15 protein-coding genes are annotated in these 18,189 nt (G+C 65.7%); 2 read left to right on the top strand and 13 right to left on the bottom strand.

The window, feature by feature from the left end:
- Window positions 1–53 precede the first annotated feature (53 nt).
- The 9 genes from lon to nrdR all read right to left on the bottom strand — a co-directional run bounded on the left by lon (window position 54) and on the right by nrdR (window position 9,620).
- The gene (gene lon, locus NKF27_RS04475) at window positions 54–2,501 is read right to left on the bottom strand and encodes an endopeptidase La (protein ID WP_045993079.1); all 2,448 of its coding nucleotides are present in this window, start codon (window positions 2,499–2,501) and stop codon (window positions 54–56) included.
- A gap of 201 nt (window positions 2,502–2,702) precedes the next feature.
- A complete protein-coding gene (locus NKF27_RS04470) occupies window positions 2,703–3,959 on the bottom strand; it encodes a DUF945 family protein (RefSeq protein WP_108448154.1) in 1,257 nt (418 codons plus the stop codon).
- Window positions 3,960–4,018: 59 nt separating this feature from the next.
- On the bottom strand, window positions 4,019–4,492 hold the full coding sequence (locus tag NKF27_RS04465) for a phosphatidylglycerophosphatase A (protein WP_045993081.1): 474 nt from the start codon (window positions 4,490–4,492) through the stop codon (window positions 4,019–4,021).
- The gene (gene thiL, locus NKF27_RS04460) at window positions 4,489–5,448 is read right to left on the bottom strand and encodes a thiamine-phosphate kinase (protein ID WP_045993082.1); all 960 of its coding nucleotides are present in this window, start codon (window positions 5,446–5,448) and stop codon (window positions 4,489–4,491) included. Before thiL ends, NKF27_RS04465 begins: the two co-directional genes overlap by 4 nt.
- A gap of 12 nt (window positions 5,449–5,460) precedes the next feature.
- Window positions 5,461–5,961: a transcription antitermination factor NusB gene (gene nusB, locus NKF27_RS04455; RefSeq protein ID WP_045993083.1), complete on the bottom strand. Its 501-nt coding sequence runs from the start codon at window positions 5,959–5,961 to the stop codon at window positions 5,461–5,463.
- Window positions 5,958–6,455, bottom strand: coding sequence for a 6,7-dimethyl-8-ribityllumazine synthase (gene ribE, locus NKF27_RS04450; protein ID WP_045993084.1), 498 nt, complete (start codon window positions 6,453–6,455; stop codon window positions 5,958–5,960). Before ribE ends, nusB begins: the two co-directional genes overlap by 4 nt.
- Before the next feature lie 121 nt (window positions 6,456–6,576).
- Window positions 6,577–7,722, bottom strand: a complete 1,146-nt coding sequence (gene ribBA, locus NKF27_RS04445; protein ID WP_253029119.1) for a bifunctional 3,4-dihydroxy-2-butanone-4-phosphate synthase/GTP cyclohydrolase II — start codon at window positions 7,720–7,722, stop codon at window positions 6,577–6,579.
- 255 nt (window positions 7,723–7,977) lie between these two features.
- A complete protein-coding gene (ribD, locus tag NKF27_RS04440) occupies window positions 7,978–9,138 on the bottom strand; it encodes a bifunctional diaminohydroxyphosphoribosylaminopyrimidine deaminase/5-amino-6-(5-phosphoribosylamino)uracil reductase RibD (RefSeq protein WP_253555492.1) in 1,161 nt (386 codons plus the stop codon).
- The gene (gene nrdR, locus NKF27_RS04435) at window positions 9,135–9,620 is read right to left on the bottom strand and encodes a transcriptional regulator NrdR (RefSeq protein WP_045993087.1); all 486 of its coding nucleotides are present in this window, start codon (window positions 9,618–9,620) and stop codon (window positions 9,135–9,137) included. Before nrdR ends, ribD begins: the two co-directional genes overlap by 4 nt.
- 193 nt (window positions 9,621–9,813) lie before the next feature.
- Between nrdR and NKF27_RS04430 the strand changes: the two genes are divergently transcribed.
- Together NKF27_RS04430 and dsbG are read left to right on the top strand one after the other, a co-directional pair.
- Window positions 9,814–11,571: a sugar phosphorylase gene (locus NKF27_RS04430; RefSeq protein WP_253555491.1), complete on the top strand. Its 1,758-nt coding sequence runs from the start codon at window positions 9,814–9,816 to the stop codon at window positions 11,569–11,571.
- A gap of 158 nt (window positions 11,572–11,729) precedes the next feature.
- Complete coding sequence (gene dsbG, locus NKF27_RS04425; RefSeq protein ID WP_253029118.1) at window positions 11,730–12,533, top strand: thiol:disulfide interchange protein DsbG; 804 nt, start codon at window positions 11,730–11,732, stop codon at window positions 12,531–12,533.
- Between the two features lie 228 nt (window positions 12,534–12,761).
- On the opposite strand, the gene NKF27_RS04420 is transcribed toward dsbG, so the two are convergent.
- The 4 genes from NKF27_RS04420 to NKF27_RS04405 all read right to left on the bottom strand — a co-directional run bounded on the left by NKF27_RS04420 (window position 12,762) and on the right by NKF27_RS04405 (window position 18,114).
- Window positions 12,762–13,982, bottom strand: coding sequence for a glycosyl transferase (locus tag NKF27_RS04420; RefSeq protein ID WP_045991048.1), 1,221 nt, complete (start codon window positions 13,980–13,982; stop codon window positions 12,762–12,764).
- The gene (locus NKF27_RS04415; RefSeq protein WP_253555490.1) at window positions 13,979–14,929 is read right to left on the bottom strand and encodes a mannosyl-3-phosphoglycerate phosphatase; all 951 of its coding nucleotides are present in this window, start codon (window positions 14,927–14,929) and stop codon (window positions 13,979–13,981) included. Before NKF27_RS04415 ends, NKF27_RS04420 begins: the two co-directional genes overlap by 4 nt.
- Before the next feature lie 315 nt (window positions 14,930–15,244).
- Entirely contained in the window at window positions 15,245–16,510 is a 1,266-nt protein-coding gene (glyA, locus tag NKF27_RS04410; protein WP_253555489.1) for a serine hydroxymethyltransferase, read from the bottom strand.
- A gap of 218 nt (window positions 16,511–16,728) precedes the next feature.
- A complete protein-coding gene (locus NKF27_RS04405) occupies window positions 16,729–18,114 on the bottom strand; it encodes a hypothetical protein (protein ID WP_253555488.1) in 1,386 nt (461 codons plus the stop codon).
- Window positions 18,115–18,189 lie beyond the last annotated feature (75 nt).

Genomic DNA, 18,189 nt, shown 5'->3' with positions numbered 1-18,189 from the left:
ATCCCTACAGTGGCCGACGAGAGCGGTCGGCGAAATGCGCCGAAGTGCCGTCGTTAGCCAAATACCACCTTGGCGACGTCCTTGTAGCGATTGGCGAAATGCACGGTCATGCCGTCCTTGAGGTACTCCGGCAGTTCGTCATAATCGCGCCGATTGGCCTCGGGCAGGATCACCTCGAAGATATCGCTGCGGCGCGCGGCGATGACCTTCTCGCGGATCCCGCCCACCGGCAGCACCTGTCCGGTCAGCGTCAGCTCCCCGGTCATCGCCAGGTTGCGCTCGATGGACTGATGACGCGCCAGTGACAGCAGCGCCGTGGTCATGGTCACCCCCGCCGAGGGGCCATCCTTGGGGGTGGCGCCTTCCGGCACGTGCAGGTGAACAAAGGAGGCATCGAAGAAGCCGGCATCGGCGCCGTACTCGGTCAGGTGCCCCTGAACATAGCTGTAGGCGATGTTGGCCGACTCCTTCATCACGTCGCCCAATTGGCCTGTTAGCTTGAAGCCGCGATCCAGCCCGTGTACCTTGCCGGCCTCGATGGACAGGGTGGCACCGCCCATGGAGGTCCAGGCCAGGCCGGTGACCACGCCCTGCCCTTTCATCACCTTTTCCTTGCGGAACAGCGGGGCACCGAGGAATTCCTCGAGGTTCTTGAGCGAGACCTTGACCGTCGCCTGGTCGTTTTCCAGAAGCTTGACGGCGGCCTTGCGCACGATCCGGTGCAGCTGTTTCTCCAGTTGCCTGACACCGGCCTCCCTGGCGTAGCCCTCGACCACCTGGCGCAGGGCTGCGGCGGTCAGATTGATACGCTTTTTGGGGATATTGTCGCGCTTGAGCAGCTTGGGCCAGAGGTGGTTCCTGGCGATGGCCTGCTTCTCTTCGGCGATATAGCCCGACAGGCGAATCTGCTCCATACGGTCGAGCAACGCCGGCGGGATGGAATCCAGGGTATTGGCGGTGCACACGAACAGCACCTTGGACAGATCCAGACGCACGTCCAGGTAGTGGTCGAGGAAGTCGACGTTCTGCTCCGGGTCCAGCACCTCGAGCAAGGCCGAGGCCGGATCACCCTGGAAGGACTGGCCCATCTTGTCGATCTCGTCGAGCATGATCACCGGGTTCTCGACCTCGACCTCCTTGAGCGCCTGGACCAGCTTACCGGGCATGGCGCCGACGTAGGTGCGCCGGTGGCCCTTGATCTCGGCCTCGTCGCGCATGCCACCCACCGAGAAGCGATAGAACTCACGGCCGAGCGCCTCGGCGATGGAGCGACCGATGGAGGTCTTGCCGACACCTGGTGGTCCCACCAGCAGCACGATGGAGCCCCCCACGTCACCCTTGAAGGTGCCCTCTGCGAGGAACTCGACGATCCGCTCCTTGACGTCGGTGAGTCCGTCATGGTCGCGGTCGAGTACCTGTCTGGCATGGCCCAGGTCCAGCTGGTCCTGGCTGCGCTGGCCCCAGGGCATGGCCGTCAGCCAGTCCAGATAGTTGCGGGTGGTGCCATATTCGGGCGAACCGGTCTCGAGCACCGACAGCTTGGCCAGCTCGTCGTCGATGCGTTCCTGCACCCGCTCGGGCACCTCGCGGCCCTCGAGGCGCGCGCGGAAGGTGTCGACGTCGTTTTCACGGTCGTCCTTGGAGATGCCCAGCTCACGCTGGATCACCTTGAGCTGCTCGCGCAGGAAGAATTCGCGCTGACGCTCCTGCATCTGGGCGTTGACCTGCTCGCTGATCTCGCTCTGCAGCTGCGCCACCTCGATCTCCTTGCGCAGCAGCGGCAGCACCTTCTGCATCCGCGGCACCACCGGCAGCGTGGCGAGCACGTCCTGCAGCTCCTGCCCCTGGGCGGAGGTGATGGCGGCGGCGAAGTCGGTCAACGGGCCCGGCTCGTGGGGACTGAAGCGATTGAGGTAGTGCTTGAGTTCCTCGCCGTACAGCGGATTGATCGGCAACAGTTCCTTGATGCCGTTGATCAGCGCCATGGCGTAGGCGCGGGTCTCGTCTTCCTCCGCGTCCACCGGCTCGCGAGGGTAGGACACCTCGACCAGAAACGGCGGGGTGCGCGACAGCCAGCGCTCGATCTTGAAGCGTCGCACGCCCTGGGCGATGAACTGGATCTGGTTGTCCTCGCCCTGCAGCTTGTGGGCCTTGACCGCGGTGCCGATGGTCGGAAAGTCCTCGTGGGACAGCTCCTCGACACCGGCCTCTCCGACGAAGGCGAGACCGACGGTGTCATGGGGCGTATTGGCGACCCGCTCGATGGTCTCGGACCAGCGTTCGCGGTTGATCACCAGCGGCTGCACCTGGGCGGGAAAGAAGGGACGATTGTGAATCGGCAACAGGTAAAGCCGTTCCGGCAGCGAGGCGCTGGCAGGAATCACCGCATGGCCCTGGACCTGCTCGCCATCGGCCAGGCCGTCCGCGGTTCCGTCTTCGGCGTCGCCACTCATGGGAATCCAGTCCAGATCGTCGGACCGGGGATCGCGATCATCGCTCATGGTGTCCTCATCCTGAAGTAGGGGGCGTCTTGCCCGTCTGGGTATCAGCAATGCGGGCGACCACGACCAAGTTCAAGGCGTGACAGGAGGATAGCAGCAGAGTGACGCCATCGGGGACGCTGTCGGGCCCAGCCGGGAGGGACTTCAGGGGACAGGAATCTGGTGGCTCTTCTGACGTCTGACGGTGTGAGCGGAGTCCGCTCAACCACCCAGCAGCGGTGGTACCGGACGTCCGTTGACCCGCAGTCGCCCCTTGACCACGTCGATGCCCAGCATCGAGGTATCCAGCGGCAACCCCAGCCACAGCGCGACCACGGCCGGCGGCTCACGCCATTCGAAGTCTCCGTCCAGGCGCTGGCGAAAGCGCTCGCGCATCTCGGGGCGATCCAGCGACAGCAGGCTCAGCGACGCAAGGTCTCGGGGGTCCAGCACCAGCACGCCCTCGCCCTTTAGACTCAGTCCCAGCATGGGGCTGTCGAGATCCACGTCCTTCAGATCCAGACGCGGAGAGTCCTTGAGCAACTGGGCCAGGGCGCGATCCATCGCCGAGTAGGCCTCGGCGTCCTCGAGCGAGACGGTGCCTAGCGCGGTCTTGTGACGCGCCAGGGCCACCACCGAACGCAGCGCCTCGGCGTTGATGCGAGACAGCTCCAGACTGACCTCGCCGTCCACCAGCATGTCGTCGCCGGAGCGCACCTCACCGATGGTCAAGGTGCTCTGCAGCCTCAGCTCGCTGTCATCCAGCAGGGTGCGGGCCTCGAGCACCAGTTCGGTGCCATCCAGGTTGACCTGAGGGTGACGCAGACTGACGGCGTCCAGGGTCAGCTTGTCCTGCTGGGTGAAGTGCAGGGCCCCGGGGGTATAGGCGTAACGGCTTTCGTGATGGAGCGGGCCGATTTCCAGCACCGCGTCTCCATCGCGCAACTCGATCGCCTCCAGCAGCACCTGGGTGCGCCAGTCGCCATAGACTCCGTCAAAGGCGATACGTCCACCGGAGAATTGCAGCGAGCGAGGCGCTTCACCGGACGGAGACTGACTGATGAGAAATGGTGCCAGCCGCAACTCCCCCTGCAGGGTGCCCCCCAGGGTGCGGTAGTGAGCTTCCCAGCGGGGCGGGCTTGCCGGCATGGCATCACCGAACAGGCGCCGGTCGGCGTCGCCGACGTGTACGTCGAGCCGGCCAAAGACGCTGGTATCGAGTACGCCGTGGCGTGCCTCATAGGGAATCGCAAGATGCCAGGCGTGACCGATCAGGGGAGCTACATGCAACACGCCGGAGGAACGCAGCCAGCCCTGCTCCACGTCGTCGCGCGAGATTCGCAGGTCACCGCGCGCCTCGAGATCGGCAAGCGCCCTCTCCAGTTCGCGCTCGAACAGCAGACTGGCGAGATATTGGGCCACCGCCCAGGCCAGCGCCAGCACCACCACCACCGGTACGATCCATCGTTCCTTGCGCATTCCTTGCCCTCTCTGCCGAGAGGAGCCTCCCTGCCCCCGTCGGCGTGACGATACGCTGTTCAGTGTAGCCAGAACCACAGGTGCATGGTGCACCAGGAGTAAACGCCGGCCATGACATCATCGACCATGATGCCGAAGCCGCCGGCGACGCGACGATCGGCCCAGCGAATGGGCCAGGGCTTGATCACGTCGAATACACGAAAGACAACGAAGCCCCACAGCGCCGCTTCCCACGAAAAGGGCACCGCCGCCATGGTCAGCCAGTAGCCGACAAACTCGTCCCAGACGATACCGGAGTGGTCGTGCACGCCGAGGTCCCGGGACGTCTTGTCGCACAGCCAGACACCCCAGACGAAGGTGATGGCGATCATCACCAGGTACCAGCCCAGGGTCAGCTCGGACAACAGCCAGTAGAAGGGAATGGCCGCCAGGGTCCCGAAGGTCCCCGGGGCAAAGGGCGCCGCCCCGCTGCCCAGCCCGAAGGCAAGAAAATGGGTCGGTCGACGCCACACGCTAGCCGGTGCTTTGTTCACGATGTCCCTCCGTGGAAATGTTGCCACCCCGGCAGCGAAGAGGCATTCACCCCTTGTATCCCCGGCGACGCGGTGACCTGGCCGATGGCAACGAAGGCGAGCCCCAGTTCCGCCAGTGCCAGGCGGGCCCGATCGAACGCCGCCGACGGCAGCGCCACGACCAGCTCGTAGTCGTCGCCGCCGGTCAGGGCGGCCTCTCGGGCCGCCTCGGTGCCGAGGGCCTCTACGAGCCCTTCGGCCAGAGGCAGCGCTTCGGCGTCAAGACGCGCCCCGACACCGCTGGCTTTCAGCAGGTGACCAAGGTCGGCAAGCAAGCCGTCGGAGACGTCGATGGCCGCGCTGGCCAGTCCCCGCAGCGCCAGACCTGCCTGCCAGCGCGCCTGGGGCAACAGGTAGCGGGCAAGCAGCGGTGACTCAAGATCTCGCTGACCCTCGTACCAGGCCGCCAGTCCCCCGGCGCCGCCACCCAGCGCACCGGTGACCGCCAGCACGTCGCCGGCGCGGGCACCGTCGCGACGCAGCGCCTCGCCCGTGGGTACCTCACCCATCACGGTGACGCTGACGGCGCGTTGGCCCCGGGTGACGTCGCCCCCGACCAGGGTCATGTCCGCCTCGTCGCACACAGCATGGAAGCCCTGGGCGAACTTTGCCACCCACTGCTCTTCCACCTCGGGCAACGTCAGCGCCATCAGACACCAGCGCGGCTGCGCGCCCATGGCGGCCAGATCACTCAGGCTCACCGCCAGGGCGCGATGCCCCAGCGCCTGCGGCGGTGCGTCTTCGGGAAAATGCTGCCCTTCCACCGACGTGTCGACGCTGACCACCAGTTCGTGCCCTGGCGCAGGGCGCATCAGGCAGGCGTCGTCACCCACCCCGAGCGAGACGCCGGAGGCCTTGCCGGGCTCGCCCGTCGTGGGCGCCAGCCAGCGCTCGATGAGTTCGAATTCTCCGTACATCAGGCGCGACCTTCAGCGGCGACGGGCACTGACCTCGGCGCTTCTGAGCTTGATGGCCAGCTTGTCGAGAATGCTGTTGATGTACTTGTGGCCATCGGTGGCGCCAAAGGACTTGGCCAGCTCGACCCCTTCGTTGATCACCGCCCGATAAGGGACCTCCAGACGCTTGGACAGCTCGTAGGCCCCAAGGCGAAGGATCGCCAGCTCGATCGGGTCGATGTCCTCGAGGCGGCGGTCCAGCAGCGGCGAGATGGAGGCGTCGAGCTCCTTGCGGTAGCGTGCGACGTTGTGCAGTAGCTCATGGAACAGCGCCAGATCGGCGATTTCCATGACCTTGAGCCAGTTCTCGTGCACCTCCAGGTCGTCATCGGGCACCTGGCTGCGAAATTCGGCCTCGACCGCGGTGATGGACTTGTCGGTCATCTGCCACTGATAAAGTCCCTGCACCGCCAGCTCGCGAGCCGCACGGCGAGACTGCTGGGCCTTGCTGGGCGCACGCTGTTCGCGGCTCATGCGGGGGTCTCCTCGGCATCGTCACCAAAATGACGCAGCAGCGACACCATCTCCATGGCGGCCATGGCGGCTTCGACGCCCTTGTTGCCGGCCTTGGTGCCGGCCCGCTCGATGGCCTGCTCGATGGAGTTGACCGTCAGCACACCGTTGGCCACCGGGGTGTCGAACTCCAGCTGCAGCCGCGACAGCGCGGAATTGCACTCGCCGGCCACGTGCTCGAAGTGCGGGGTACCGCCGCGAATGACCGCGCCGAGCGCGACCACGGCGTCGGGACGCGCCACCGCGAGCACACGCTTGACCGCCAGCGGCAGTTCCCAGGCACCCGGGACGTGGACGATGTCGATCATCTCCATGTCCACCCCGTGGCGCACCAGGCTGTCCACCGCGCCCTCGACCAGGCTATCTACCACATGGTGATTGAAGCGGCCCACGACGATCACGTAGCGGCCCTGGACGTCGACGAAGCTGCCTTCGACTTGGGAAATAGGTTGCATCTTGAATCTTCCTGAATGTACCGGCCTGGGGCCGGTAGTCGGGGTGACCCTGTCAAAGGGCCTGTCCCCTGGTAAAAACCGAAACACCGGACGCCAGCATTACTGCCTCGCCCGGCGTGAATCAACCGCTGATATCAGCTGGCGAGACGATGTCCACCACCTCGAGATCAAAACCCGACAGCGCGGAGAACTTCCACGGTGAGCTCAGCAGACGCATCCTGCCGACACCGAGCTCGCGCAGGATCTGGGAGCCGGTGCCGATGGTCAGGTAGTTGCCGGCGCCGTCGGACTCGCTGCCGCGAGCGGTGCGGCGGCGCTCCAGGAACACCTGCAGCATATCGTTGAGGTCCTGATGCGGACGCATGTCATCGAGCAGCACGAAGACACCCTGCTCGGCCCGCGCCACCTCTTCCAGCGCCTGGTGGGCGCGCCAGGAGGCGTCCTCGCCCTTGACCAGGCACATCAGGTCACGCATCTCGTTGGCCAGATGCACCCGCACCGTGGTCACGCTGTCCGGACTCGGCGAGCCCTTCACCAGCGCCAGGTGGTGCACCTTGTGGGTGCGGTCGAGAAAGACGTGGGCGGTCAGCTCACCGTAGGCGGTGGTCACCGGCAGTCGCTCGACCTCTTCTACCGTCTGCTCGTTGTGGATCCGGTAGTGGATCAGGTCGGCGATGGTGCCCATCTTGATCCCGTGGGTCTCGGCGAAGCGCTCGAGCTCAGGACGTCGGGCCATGCTGCCATCGTCGTTCATGATCTCGCAGATCACACCGCTGGGATCACAACCGGCCAGGGCGGCCAGATCGCAGGCCGCCTCGGTGTGGCCGGCGCGCCTGAGCACGCCGCCGGGCTCGGCCATCAGCGGAAAGATGTGGCCGGGCTGGACGATGTCTTCTGCCTTGGCATTGCGCGCGCTGGCGGCCTGCACCGTGCGTGCGCGGTCAGCAGCGGAGATGCCGGTGCTGACCCCTTCGGCGGCCTCGATGGACAGGGTGAACTTGGTACCGAAACCGGAGCCGTTGTCCTGCACCATCAGCGGCAGCTTGAGCTGTTCGCAGCGCTCCCGGGTCATCGGCATGCAGATCAGACCACGGGCGTGAACCGCCATGAAGTTGATGTGCCAGGCCTCGACCTTCTCGGCGGCCATGATGATGTCACCTTCGTTTTCCCGATCCTCGTCGTCCATCAGGATCACCATGCGGCCCTGGCGGATATCCTCGACGAGTTCGGCAATAGGGGCCAGGCCCCCGCTGGAAGACTGCGACATGTATGCTCCCTGGATCTAAAATGGCCACTCGCGACGGCGGCCAGAAACCGCGTCAGGGTACCGTGGCGCGGCGTCGGGCGCCAGTCAAAGACAAAGACCAGACAGGGCGTCGGGCGCCGCTTTTTTTAAGACCGGCCACTGCGACTCCGCGTTGGGCGCCGCTTATATCAAGACAGGCCACTGCGACTCCGCGTCGGGCGCCGCTTATATGAAGCCCCGCTACTGCGATCCCGGGCCCCGGCGACTTTCGTCGGGTCAGTGCTCGGCGCAGGCGGCCAGCGCCGGGCGCGCCAGAATACGCCAGTCCTTGCCGAGGGCGCGGATATCGAGAATTTCCAGAGGCCGTTGCTCGGCCATGCGTTCGATACCCGACAACGCCATCAGCCCGCGCGCGTCGGAGCCGAGCAGGGTCGGCGCCATGTAAAGACGCAACTCGTCCACCTGACAGGCATCCATCAAGGCACCTGCCAGGGTCGCGCCGGTCTCCACCAAAAGCTCGTTGCAGCCGCCCTCGTCACCGAGCCACTTGAGCAGCGCGCCAAGATCGACGCGGCCGTCGTCGCCTGCAGGCATCTCCAGCACCCGCGCGCCGGAGCGCATCAGCGCGTCTCTGCGAGGGGATTCGCTGCCCTCGACGCAGACCACCAGCGTCTCCCCTGGCTCGCTCAGGCAGGCCGCGGCCAGCGGCATGCGCAGGCGCGAGTCCACCACGACCCTAAGCGGCTGGCGTCGGGCGATGACTTCGGCGTCATCGAGCCCGAGCTGATCGGCACGCACCGTCAGCCGCGAGTTGTCGAAGATGATCGAATCCACCCCGGTGAGGATGGCGCAGCTCTGAGCCCGCAGCCGCTGGACGTCACGCCGAGCCTCGGCACCGGTGATCCACTGGGACTCGCCGGAGGCCATGGCGGTACGGCCGTCGAGGCTCATGGCGAGCTTGAGGCTGACCCGTGGACGCCCCCGGGTCATGCGCGACACGAAGCCGGCGTTCAATACCTGGGCGTCCGCCTCGAGGCAACCCAGCCTTACCTCGACCCCGGCGTCACGCAGGCGTGCGATACCGCGTCCCGCCACCTGAGGATTGGGATCCTGCATGGCTACCACCACCCTGGCGACACCGGCCTTGATCAAGGCATCGCAGCAAGGCCCTGTGCGCCCCTGGTGGGAGCAGGGTTCCAGCGTCACGTAAGCGGTGGCGCCTCGGGCGTGCTCACCGGCAGCCTCGAGTGCATGGACCTCGGCGTGGGGCTCCCCGGCGCGCTGATGGTAGCCGTCGGCCAGATGCTTGCCGTGCTTGACCAGTACGCAGCCGACCCTCGGATTGGGCATGGTGGTGTAGCGACCGCGTTCGGCCAGCTTCAATGCCCTGGCCATCCAGGCTTCATCCTGGCCTGCCGTGATGTCCGTCGGATTCATGTGCTCTCCCCGGTGTCGGGCGAGAAACTCGGCTCCTGGGCCAGGCGGTCGATCTCGGCGCGAAATTCGTCGATATCCTGAAACCGTCGATAGACTGAAGCAAAGCGGATATAGGCCACCTGATCGAGGCGCTTCAAGGCATTCATCACCTCTTCACCGACCACCCGCGCCTGGACCTCGCGCTCGCCTCGTGCGCGCAGGTTCTGGCGGATACGTTCCACCGCCGCCTCGATCGACTCGGCGCTGACGGGGCGTTTTTCCAGCGCCCGCAGCATGCCGGCCCGCAGCTTGATCTCGTCGAACACTTCCCGCGAGCCATCGGCCTTGATGATCCGTGGCATGATAAGTTCAGCGGTCTCGTAGGTGGTGAAGCGCTCACCGCAGCCAGCACACTGCCGCCGTCGGCGCACCTGATCACCTTCGGCGACCAGCCGGGAGTCAGTCACTCGGGTCTCTTGGGCGCCACAGAAGGGGCAATGCATAGCGGACAGTCCGGCAGGAAAAATATGTCGCCATAGTGTAACGGCTGAGGCCTGCCCCGCCCAGCGCAATGGCCCAGGTCATCCGCGATTTCAGCTGAGTTGGCACGCCCTGTGCTTGATACTTTCTTTCTAGCCGTCAATGAAATGGCGAGCGCTCACGGGGCAAGGCGCCCCCACGCCTGCGGAGGACACCATGGCAAGCCACCTCTCCCCCCTGGAACCCGACGACTTTCGCCAGCGTGCCGCAGAGCTGCTCGCGCCTCTCTATGGTGCACGCAGCGAAGAGGTCCTGCGCCGTCTGCTGCGCCTGATCGAAGCGCAGGGGGCCGGGTTGAGGCACCGTCATGGTGCACGCCAGACGCTGTGGAGCGAGCAGGACCAGTGGCTGATCGTCTATGGCGACTCGCTGCTGGATGCCGACAAGCCCCCCCTGGCGGTACTCGATGAGTTCCTGAGCAAGCGCCTGAAGACTGTCTTCAGCGGTGTCCATGTGCTGCCCTTCTTCCCCTGGAGCAGCGACGACGGCTTCTCGGTGATCCACTATCGCGAGGTCGACCCGAAACTGGGCGACTGGCGCGATATCCGGCGCCTGGCCAGTCACCATGATCTGATGGTGGACCTGGTGCTCAACCATGTCTCGCGGGAATCGCTGTGGTTCGCCGACTATCTCGGCGGCAACCTGCCCGGGCGCGACTACTTCATCGAGATGGACCCCGATACCGATCTCAGCGAGGTGGTGCGTCCGCGCAGCTCACCGCTACTGGTCCCCGTCAGCACCCGCCGTGGCGTTCGCCACCTGTGGGCGACCTTCTCCGAGGACCAGATCGACCTCAACTTCGCCAACCCCGACGTGTTGATCGAATTCGTCGGCATCCTGCTGTTCTACCTGCAGCAGGGCGCCCGCATCGTCCGGCTGGACGCCGTCGCCTTCCTGTGGAAACGCCCCGGCACCCGCTGTATCCACCTTCCCGAGACCCACGCGGTGGTGCGGCTGTTGCGGGCGGTGGTCGACCACGTCGCCCCCGGCACCCTGATCATCACCGAGACCAATGTGCCCCACGCCGAGAACATCAGCTACTTCGGCCTGGAGCGACAGGACACGCCGCCCGACGAGGCCCACCTGGTCTACCAGTTCCCGCTGCCACCTCTGTTGCTGCACACCTTGACCAGTGGCGAGGCCGGCACCCTGGCGCGCTGGCTCGACAGCCTGCCCGAGCTCCCCGCCGGCTGCAGCTATCTGAACTTCACCGCCAGCCACGATGGTATTGGCGTGCGCCCGCTGGAAGGCTGGCTGGAAGGCCACGAGATCGACGCCCTGGTCGCCTTGATGCAGCGCTTCGGTGGCTTCGTCAGCATGCGCCGGCAGGCCGACGGCAGCGACAGCCCCTACGAGCTCAATATCACCTGGTTCGACGCCATGAGCGGCACCCGGCGCGGCCCCGACCCGTGGCAGGTCGAGCGCTTCCTGTTGAGCCAGCACCTGATGCTGGTGCTGAAGGGTATCCCCGGCGTCTACCTGCACTGCCTGACCGCCACCCAGAACGACCACGACGGGGTCGAACGCAGCGGGCGCCTGCGTTCGATCAATCGCAAGCGCTGGGACCGCCAGGAGCTGGAACCTCTGCTGGACAGCCGTCACACGCCGACCCGCGAGGTGTTTTTCGCCCTCACCCGACGCCTCGAGATCCGTCGCAGGGAACCCTGCTTCCACCCCGATGCGGCCCAGACGGTCATCTCCACACCACCGGAGCTGCTGGCGATACAGCGCGGCCCCCTGGACGATGGCCGTCGACTGTTGGCCATTCACAACGTCACCGATCGGCCTCAGCCACTGGTACTGGACGGCCTCGACCAGTCCGGCTGGCAGGACCTGCTGGAAGGGGGCGCCTGGCGGCCCGTCGACACCCTGGCCCCCTATCGTTCACTGTGGCTGGTGCGCACCGACAGATAAGCCACCGCGCGCTCGGTGTATCACACAACAGCGCGGCCCTGGCGCTTTCACTGCCCTGCGACGTCAGCGGTCGAACCGATGGCGTTTGCTGCTGTCCTAGTGCGAGTGATTCTCGCTTGTCGCGGGATTCGTCCTACAAGATGCCGGAGAGTAACGACATGCCCCGCCGCCCCCGACTGCCCCGCCTGCCCGACCTGCCCCGCCATCAGCGTTCCTTCATGACCCTGGCGGCGGTGGCCTTCGGCCTGATGCCACTGTCCAGCGTCGAGGCCGAGGACCACCCCGCCCCCATCGAGGCGCTGGAAGAGGAAGGTCTTGAGGTGCACGGTGAATTCGACGCGCCGGGTGGGCTCAGCGGCTTCGCCGCCAGCCATCGCGGACAGCCGATGACCATCTTCGTCACCGAGGATGGCGAGCACGCCATCGTCGGCAATCTGATCGATGCCGACGCCAACAATCTGTCGGAGGCGCCGCTGGAGCGCCTGGTACGCGGGCCCCAGGACGAGACCACCTGGCAGAGCCTTGAGGACAGCGCGTGGATCGCCGACGGCGATCCCGACGCCGAGCGCATCGTCTATGTGTTCACCGATCCCAACTGCCCCTACTGCACCCGCCTGTGGCAGCAAAGCCGGCCCTTCGTCGAAAGCGGCCAGGTCCAGCTACGCCACGTGATGGTCGGTATCCTCGACCCCGAAAGTCCGCGCCAGGCGGTCACGATGCTGGCCGCCGATGACCCTCAGGCCGCCCTCCGCGCCCATGAGAGCGGCGATCCGATTGAGCCCATGCGCCAACTGCCCCGAGACCTGGAGCAGCGCCTGCAGAGCAACCATGAACTGTTTCGCAGCTTCGGCATGGTGGCGACCCCGGGCATCGTCTATCGCAACGATGGCAAGCTCGAGATGAGCCAAGGCCTGCCCAGCGAAGAACTGTTCCATACCATCATGGGGCCGGAGCCCGACTGACAGGGTTTATCAAGGTACTGGTACAAGCGCCTGGCAATAGCCTTCTGGTGCCAGGGCCCCGGGTGGGGCCTGGTGCCAGCGCGATGAAGGCTTTATACGAAAAGTCGACGAGCGATGGTTAGACAAGGCAAAAATCGGTGAGAAAGCGCAGTTTACGTGATGTAAATGAGCATTTTGACCCGATTTTTAACGCCGTATTACCGAGCGCAGGCACTTTTCGTCAAAGCCTTAGACATCCCCGGCGTTATCGGCCTCCACCGCGCTATATAGCTGTTCGGGCAGGTCCGGCAAGGCCGCCCGCACACGGTTCCAGCTGGGGATAAAGGGCTTCTCCCTGGGGTTATCGAGAAAGGCGTTACCGGCCTCGATCAGATTGGCCGCAAACAGCTCCACCGCCTGCTCCTCGGCGTGACGGTCCAGGCTCAGCCCGTTCATGGTGGCGTCGTGGTCGTAGGCCTCGATCAGATCGAGGGCCAGGCGATAGTAGGTGGCCTTGAGGGTACGAAAGCCTTCCGACGAGAAACCCACACCCTGGGTGGCCAGCTTGCGATAGAGCGCCTTGGCGATATCCAGGCTCATGCGGTTGAGCCCGGTGGCCGCGTCATCGGCGGACACCGGTTGATGCTTGTGGTCGTAGACGTCGGCGATATCCACCTGACACAGCCGATTGGTGGAGTGGTCGCGGTGGACCTCGGACAGCACCCCGATCTCCAGCCCCCAGTCGGCGGGGATACGGATGTTGTCCAGCACCTCGGTACGCATCGAGAACTCCCCCGACAACGGGTAGCGATAGCTGTCCAGGTAGTCCAGGTAAGGCAAGGGCCCGTGCATGATCTTCAGCGCCCGCAGCAGCGGGGTCACCATCAGCCGGGAGACCCGGCCATTGAGCTTGCCCTCGGCGATACGCGGGTAGTAGCCCTTGCAGAAGGCGTAGTTGAAGCGTGGGTGGGCCACCGGATACATCAGCCGTGCCAGCAGGCCGCGGTCGTAGGTCAGGATATCGCAGTCATGCAGCCCCACCGCGGCGGTGCGCCCGGAGGCCTGCACATAGCCCGCACAGAACCACACATTGCGGCCCTTGCCCGGCTGCTGTGGCGCCAGGCCTTCCTCGGCCAGCTGCGCGTCCAGCGCGCTCAGGCGCGGGCCGTCATTCCACAGGATGCGATGGTGCTGGGGCAGGCGCGAAAAGAACTCGCGTGCACGCAGAAACTGGTCCCGGTCGGCACGATCGAGGCCGATCACGATCTCCGACAGATAGCTCGCCTGGGCCAGCGACTCGACGATGGCGTCCAGCGCCGGTCCTTCCAGCTCCGAGTACAATGACGGCAGGATCAGCCCGAGCGGGCGCTGGCGGCCGAAGCGCTCCAGATCCGCCTCCAGGTCTTCGACCTTGCGCCGGGTCAGATTGTGAAAGTCGGTGATGATGCCGTTCTGGTGGAAATCGCTCATGCCTCACCCTCCTCGCCCAGCTTGTGATGACCCTTGTCGTCGGCGCCGCCGGCATCGGCGCTGCCGGCATCGGCGCTGCAGGAAGGCCCCGCCGCTTCCTGCTCCCCCCAGAAGTGCGCAACCCCCTCGGCCCAGCCCCAGGGGCCCAGCGCCTCGCTGCGATACAAGCGCGGCTGGCACGGGGACACGTCGAGGCCATGGCGGGCACGAATCACCACCGCCGCATCGGTGGCCTCGAGCATGGCAACGTCGTTGGGGCCATCGCCCAGCGACAGGGTCTCGGGGCGTCGGCCCTTGAGCGCCTCGAAGCGGGCGCACAGCCATTGCACCGCCTGGCCCTTGTCGGTGTCGCCGAGCACGTGCCAGAAGCGCCCACCCCTCGTCATGCGCAGGCCGTCACTGGCCAGGCCCTCGCGAAAGCGCTGCAGCAGCGCTTCGTCGTCTTCCCACAACAGCGGCTCGCTGCCCTCACGCAGGCGTGCCAGTCGAGCCTCCTGTTCATCCAGACCGGTGAAGGCCACCACGTCTTCCAGCGCCATCTCGCTCATGGTCAGAAAGCGCGCGGACAGTCGCTCGCGCCAGATCGCCACCCGCCGGCGGATCAGTCCGATATCCACCCCAAGGGTGCGAATCACCAACCCATCGGGCCCCGGCTGTCCTTCGCGCCGGGCGTGACACCAGCTGGCGGGCAGCGCGATTACCGCGCCGTTCTCGGCGATGAAGGGACGATCGGCGAGGCCAAGCTGCTGGCGCAGGCCGAGCAGTTCACTGCGAGTCTTGCTGGTCACCGGGATCACCGCGACGCCGGCCTCGCGCAGGGCATCGAGCCAGGGCTCGGCGGGCTTCCAGCCGTAGTCATGGTGGTCGAGCAGCGAGCCATCCAGGTCGGTGAACAGCAGCCTGGGCCCGTCGAAGGCACCGATTCGGGGAGTCGTGCTGGCGTGCATGGAGGGACCTTCGCATCAAAAGGGTTCACCGAGATACAAAGCAAGGGCTGCGCCAGCGCTCAACAGAGCAACGGAAAAACAAGTAGATGACGGGCAGATAGACATCAGGGCAACGAGGCCCCGTCAGGTCCGGGGCGAGCGCGGCCATGCCCGGTGCAGGTTAAGGCACCACAATGGTGCATCGACTGCCGACGCCCCGCTGGGAGCACGCGAGGAGGTAGCTCCAAGACGACAACACCCCCGAGAGCGGGGCTCTCGGGGGTGTCATTGTTGGCCTGAGCGGCGGGTCATCCCGCCGGGTCCTCAGCCGGGCACTCAGCCATAGACCGGCAGACGGGCGCAGACTTCTTCCACCTTGGCCTTGACCTCGGCCTCGATGGCCTCGGTGGACTCGCCCTTGGCCATGACGTCGAGGATGTCGCAGATCCAGCCAGCCAGATCACCGCACTCGCTCTCGCCGAAACCACGGGTGGTGACCGCCGGGGTACCGATACGCAGGCCAGAAGTCACGAAGGGGCTCTGCGGATCACCGGGCACGGCGTTCTTGTTGACGGTGATGTGGGCACGACCCAGGGCGGCGTCCGCGTCCTTGCCGGTCAGGCCCTGCTTGATCAGCGACAGCAGGAAGAGGTGATCCTCGGTGCCGCCGGAGACCACGTCGTAGCCACGCTCGATAAATACCTTGGCCATGGTCTGGGCGTTCTTGACCACCTGCTGCTGGTAGGTCTTGAACTCGGGCGCCATGGCCTCCTTGAAGCAGATCGCCTTGGCCGCGATGACGTGCTCGAGCGGACCGCCCTGGCCACCGGGGAAGACCGCAGACTGCAGCTTCTTCTCGATGTCGGCGTCGTTCTCGGCGGACAGGATCAGGCCACCACGGGGACCGCGCAGGGTCTTGTGGGTGGTGGTGGTGACCACATGGGCGTGGGGCAGCGGATTCGGGTAGACACCGGCGGCAACCAGGCCGGCCACGTGGGCCATGTCCACCAGCAGGAAGGCACCCACCTCGTCGGCGATCTCGCGGAAGCGTGCCCAGTCGATGATCTGGGAGTAGGCGGAGAAACCGGCGATGATCATCTTCGGCTGGTGCTCGCGGGCCAGGCGGGCCACCTCGTCGTAGTCGATGCGGCCGGACTCGTCGATGCCGTACTGCACGGCATTGTAGTGCTTGCCGGAGAAGTTCGGGCGGGCGCCGTGGGTCAGGTGACCGCCGGCGTCGAGGCTCATGCCCAGCACGGTGTCACCGGGCTTGACCAGGGCCTGGAAGACCGCGCCGTTGGCCTGGGAGCCGGAGTGCGGCTGGACGTTGGCGTAGCTCGCGCCAAACAGCTCCTTGGCATAGTCGATGGCCAGCTGCTCGACCACGTCGACGTACTCGCAGCCACCGTAGTAACGCTTGCCGGGATAGCCTTCCGCGTACTTGTTGGTCAGCTGGCTACCCTGGGCTTCCATCACCCGGGGGCTGGCGTAGTTTTCGGAGGCAATCAGCTCGATGTGAGCCTCCTGACGGGCGACTTCCTTCTGCATCGCATCGAACAGGGCATCATCGAAACCGGCAATCTGCATATCACGGCTGAACATCGGCGGCATAACCTCGCAGCGGGGGATTCAAGGGGCAATCGCGAAAAGCGGGCCGCCATCATAGCGCAGCCCATGACCGCTTTCACATGAAAGACCGTCATGGGCTGCTGCATGATTTCTCATCTTGGCTTCAGTCAGACTGAAGCGTGGCCCACCGGGCGCTCTTTTCCAGGCTCAGCCCGAATCGCCGGCGGGCGCCATCACCCTTCGGCCAAGCCCTAGTCCATCGTGACTTCCATGGACAACGCCTGGGGCAGCCCCAGCGGGTCCTGGGCCAGCTTCTGGAGCTGTCGGCTGGGTGGCAGGCTGAGGTCGATCGACATCTCGCTGGCCTCGCCGGCCATCATCTGCACCAGCCCCGTGAGCACCGCGCCGATCTGCGGTCCCATCATGATGCCGAAGCCTTCGGACTGGGTCCTGAGCTGTTCGAGCAGGGCGTCTTCGGACACCCCCTGGGTCGCCGCCACCACCGGTGCGATACGCCCGAACACGCCCAGATCGCTGAGACTGAGCGAGACGTCGCCGCCCTGGGTGTCCAGTTCGGTCCAGTCCTCGAGGCCGGCAAAGTAGGCCGCAGGGTCCTGGCCCTTGGGCAGGTTGACCGGCAGGTCACTGTCGAAGCCGAGGCGGAAGGCATCGGCTGCGGTCATCTCGAAACGGCTGGCCACCTGGCCATTGGCACCGCTGGCCTCCCAGGTACCGTCCATGTCGGCGTCCAGGGTGAGCTGCCCGGAGCCATCGGTCAGCACATTGCTGACCAGGCGTAGCTGGGTGCGTTCGTCCACCGGTGACAGCTCGATCATCCTGGCCAGATCCACCGTCAGGTTGTCCATGCGCCCGCTGTACTCGCCGTCATTCATGTCGCCGTCGGCCACCAGATGCTCAAGGCTTGCCACCAGGCGATCGGTGGCGATCTCCAGGTCCTCGAGCTCGAGAGCGTCCACCGTGGGCGCGTCGCTTGCAAGCCCCTTGAGGCCGGTCAGACTAAGCGACGGCAGCGAGAAGGTACCGGCCCCGAGCCGCTCGAAGTTGTCGCTCGAGCCGCTCACCCCGGTCAGGGTCAGGCTGCCGATGGCATCGGCGCTGACGTCGCTGGCGCCCAGGCTCAGGATCTCGATGCGGCCGGGATAGTCGCCCCAGGGCAGATCCGCCCCCACCTTGCCCTGGCGCTGATCCATCACCAGCCCTTCCAGGCTAATCCCGGCCAGCGGGTTGTCCTCATCCCAGGGCAGATCGCGCAGATCGAGCACCGGCTGGCCGGGCTCCTCGAACACCAGCCGCTCGAGCAGCATGCTGGCGCCCCGATCGACCAGCTCGATGTCCTCGAGCACCACCTCTTCCGGCGCGTCGTAGTCGCCCTCGACCAGATAGCGCGCGATGGTCAGGCGTTCGCCGTTGTCGCCGGTCAGGGTCAGGTTCTCGGCGCTGGTGGTGCTGCCGAGCAGCTCATCGGATACCTCGCCGATCTCAAGGGACCCTTCACGCTCCAGGGCCGCACGCAGGTCGGCTTCGAGGCGCTCGGCGTCGGCCTGGGCGACGCTCGCCCCCAGGGACAGCAGCGCCACGAAAGGGACGGCGTGACGGGAAGACAGACGGCACTTCATGAACTTTCACCTCCGGTGTGAAAACAGAACCTGGCAAACGCCAACGATCTTTGCCGATGCGGCAATTGTGTCAGC

The sequence above is a fragment of the Halomonas sp. DN3 genome (assembly GCF_024137905.1).
GTDB lineage: Bacteria > Pseudomonadota > Gammaproteobacteria > Pseudomonadales > Halomonadaceae > Halomonas > Halomonas litopenaei.
Note: the sequence above shows the minus strand (reverse complement) of the source record. Positions and strands in the feature narration are given on the sequence as shown.